This is a genomic window from Cupriavidus sp. 2SB (assembly GCF_005503625.1).
Lineage (GTDB): Bacteria > Pseudomonadota > Gammaproteobacteria > Burkholderiales > Burkholderiaceae > Cupriavidus.
In genome coordinates this window covers 1-3,750 of sequence record NZ_SCMX01000154.1, presented here as the reverse complement: position 1 = coordinate 3,750, position 3,750 = coordinate 1, and the positions used below count along the sequence as shown (strand labels likewise).

2 protein-coding genes and 1 pseudogene are annotated in these 3,750 nt (G+C 61.9%); 1 reads left to right on the top strand and 2 read right to left on the bottom strand.

Going from position 1 to position 3,750, the window contains the following annotated elements; genetic code table 11:
• Positions 1-165, bottom strand: a pseudogene (locus tag FFS21_RS32820) (energy transducer TonB); the annotation flags it as partial.
• 454 nt (positions 166-619) lie between these two features.
• On the opposite strand from FFS21_RS32820, the gene FFS21_RS31655 reads away from it, so the two are divergent.
• Positions 620-2,935, top strand: coding sequence for an ATP-binding protein (locus FFS21_RS31655; RefSeq protein WP_137928622.1), 2,316 nt, complete (start codon positions 620-622; stop codon positions 2,933-2,935).
• A gap of 4 nt (positions 2,936-2,939) precedes the next feature.
• Here FFS21_RS31655 and murI read toward each other — a convergent pair.
• On the bottom strand, positions 2,940-3,750 hold an 811-nt coding region (murI, locus tag FFS21_RS31650; protein ID WP_137928621.1), incomplete at its 5' end, for a glutamate racemase.

The window sequence follows — 3,750 nt, the reverse complement described above, 5'->3', positions numbered from 1 at the left end:
TTCCGGCGCCTTGGGCGGTTCCATGGGGATGATGCGGGCCATGATCTCGGGAGCGATGACTGCCTCCGTCAATTTGCGTCCCAGCCCGCTCTGAATCAGATATAGCAGGCCGGCATGGAACAGCAGGACTGCAACGGTGATCTTTAAGAATCGTTGATCGAACATGAGGAAAACGGCGGGTCCACCCCGCATGGGGCGCAGTTACTTGCGGTAGAAGAGGATCAACGAGATGCCACATCCGACCAGCAGGCTCAATAGCAGTTCCATGATGATAACGCTCCAGAAAGTACATCCGACGAAACGGGGTCCAACGGGGAGCGCCACTCTTGGGTAGCGTGCATCAGCGGGGTAGTATAAACGATAATGATTCTTATTTGTTGCACATCGTGCAATGCGCTAAGAATCATTAAATGAATTCTTTCCGTTGAGGTCTGCGCCTGAAACATCACAATTGTCCGTGTCCGGTGACGTTGGAATCGCTGCCCTGCATAACATGTCCGATACCCGGGTGAGAAAAACCGCGCTACGATAAACAGAAAACTCCCCATTAGCGGCAGACAAGGCATAGGCAGGCGTGCCCCGCGGTCCGGACGCCAGACCTGTGCGAAGGGACTCAGCCATGGACTTCAACCGTTTCGCTGAAGACGACCGCACGATGGACGACCGCAGCACATTGCTTCGCGCGACGGCCGGTGTGCCGGGCACGTCTGCGCTGGACTGGATGTGCGCCCAGTTTGCGCTGCGCGTGGTCTGCGCGCTCGGCCCGCGGTTCAATCTCCGCAGCAATATCAATGACGTGCTGACCGTCAGTGCGCAGGAGATGGTCTGGCCTTATGGTGTGGTGCTGCGCGTGCAGCGGTTCCTGTCCGCACGATGCGCCGACATGCCGGCGTGGAAAGGGGCTTCGCGCCTGACGCCCGAGGCATTCCTGGAGCGCCACGGCCAATGGAACAGCGCCTTCGATGAAAGTGCGCTGTTTTACTATCTCGACGAATACGTAAAGCACCAGGCCAAGGACATGTTCGCGGTGTTCGCGGCCTCGTCTGCGGCGATTGCTGCCCGGCTCGATGGCGAGCGTGTGCTGCTGGTTCGCAATATCGACATGCTCAGCCACGTGCTGAACCTGCCCGATCATGAGCGCAAGCTGCTGCTCTATGCGGCGTTGGCCAAGTACAAGCGCGACCTGCGCGCGGTGATGGTCGATTGCAAGGTGGCGCACAGCCAGGAAGCGTTCCAGATTCTTGGTGGTCTGACGGGCGCGAGCCCTGCCGACATCGCGGCATCGTTGCGTCCCGGCTCGCGGTTGGAGACGTTGAACCTGATCGAACAGCCCTTGCCCGAGAACAGCGTGACGGACCTGGGCGACCTGATGCGCCTGTCCGACCGTTTGCTTCATGTGTTACTCGGCAACTATGCGAGCGAGGCAGAGATGATGGCCGTCTTCACGCGTCCGGCGGCACCCCCGACGCTGGGCGTGAGCGACTATCCGCATGTAGAGACCGATGCGCGCTATCTCACCGCGCTGCTTGGCAATGCCACGCGCCAGACCGCATTGGGTGTGAACGTGCTGATCTACGGGCCACCCGGCACGGGCAAGACCGAGTTCGCGCGGCTGCTGGCGCGCGAGGCGGGCTGTGAACTCTATGAGGTGGATTGTCTCGACCGGGATGGCAACAGCCTGTCGGGACGGGATCGCTATCGCTCCCTGCAGGTCTCGCAGGCATTCTTGCGCGGTCGGCCGCGTACGGCGTTGTTGTTCGATGAGGTCGAGGACGTTTTTCCGGGCAGCGCGCGGGAGCTGATGAGCCTGTTCGGGCAGGAAGATACGCGGGCGTCGGTCAACGGCAAGGCTTGGGTTAACCAGACGCTGGAGCAGAACCCGGTGCCCGTGATCTGGATTTCGAACTCGATCCGTCAGATCGACCCGGCCTATCTGCGGCGCTTCCAGTTTCACCTCGAACTCAAGATTCCCCCGCCGCTGGTGCGCGAGAACATCATTCGCAAGCATCTGGGCAGTCTGGATGTGGGCGATGCGTTCGTGGCATCGCTGGCCGCGCGCAAGACGCTGACCCCAGCACAGGTGCAGTCGGCCGCCCGCTTCGTCGAACTGGCGCGGCCCGATGTCGATGAGCCGGTGGAAGCGCTGATCCTGCGGCAACTGGAGCATGCCGATCGTGCCATGGGATTGCGTCCCGAGGCCGAGGCGCGGCCGGTGGTCACGCACTACAGGCTTGACAATCTCAACCTGGAAACGCGCTACGCAGTGGACAAGATCGTGCAGGCGCTGGGTGCCCGCCAGCGTGGCACGCTATGTTTCTATGGTCCGCCCGGAACGGGCAAGACGGCGCTGGCCGAGCATATCGCCGCCGCCTTGGATCTGCCGCTGATGATCCGGCGCGCCTCTGACCTCATGAGCAAGTACGTGGGCGAGACGGAGCAGCAGATCGCCGCGATGTTCGCGCGGGCCGAGGAGGATGGTGCGGTGCTGCTGCTCGACGAGGCCGACAGCTTCATGCAGAGCCGGCAGCAGGCCGTGCGCAATTACGAGGTCTCGGAAGTCAACGAGATGCTGCAGGGCATGGAGCGCTTCAACGGCATCTTCGTCTGCACCACCAATCTCTTCGATCGGATTGACGAGGCGGCGCTGCGGCGTTTCTCGTTCAAGATTCGCTTCCTCCCTTTGAAGCCTGATCAGCGTGCGACGATGTTTGTTGACGAAGCGCTCGATGGCGACGCCACGCGCATGACCGATGCCATCCGTCGCGATCTCGATGCGATGGACTGCCTGACACCCGGCGATTTCGCCACGGTCAAGCGGCAGTCTGTCGTGCTGGGGGAAGGGCTGACGCCCGATGAGTTCCTGGCGCAGTTGCGGCAGGAGCATGCTGTCAAGCCCGAGGTCCGGCATCACCGAACCGTGGGATTCACACAATAGTCCGTCAGGCGGGAAGCGCTGGCGCCGGTTCGATGGCGACCGTTTCTGCACGGGCATCCACATGCAGTAAAGCTGCGGCCATGTCGTGCAGGTGTGCGGCATCCTTTGTCGACAGATAGCGGATGTCGGGTGAGCCATCGGGACTGGCCGCAAGGTCGAACTCGACGAGCTTGCGTGCGAGCTGGCGTGCGATAGCCAGGCCGGTATCGATCAGCGCGAGCCGGTTGCCGACCATGTTTTGGATCGTGTCGGCAAGAAAAGGATAGTGCGTGCAGCCGAGGACCAGCGTGTCGGCACCGGCATCCAGCATCGGCTGAAGATACGTGTCGAGCTTTTCGCGAATCGCAGGGCCAGAGATATCGCCCTGTTCGATCAGGCTCACGAGGCCGTGCCCTGCCGTGCAGAGGTAGCGGCTCTCCCCATCGAGTGAACCTAGCAGCCGATTGAACTTGGTGCTCTTGAGCGTATTGGCTGTTGCCAGTACGCCAACCACCTTGCTTCGGCTCGATGCCGCAGCGGGTTTCAATCCCGGCTCCACGCCGATGATCGGCACCTGCAATCGTTCCCGGAGGGTTTGCACCGCGTGCATGGTCGCCGTATTGCAGGCGATGACGAGTGCCTTGCACCCCTGTGCCACCAGCCACTCGCACACCTGAAGCGTGCGGGCTTCCACAAACGCTTCGGGCTTGTCGCCATAGGGCGCGTAGCGGGAATCGGCGAAGTAGATCAGCGGTTCATGCGGCAGCATCGCGCGGACTTCGCGCAGGACCGACAGGCCACCGAGGCCGGAGTCGAAGATGCCGATGGGGGAGGGG

Bases quoted from the DNA above. Each gene is read 5' to 3' on its own strand.
- FFS21_RS31655 (WP_137928622.1), top strand. From the start codon at position 620: ATGGACTTCAACCGTTTCGCTGAAGACGACCGCACGATGGACGACCGC.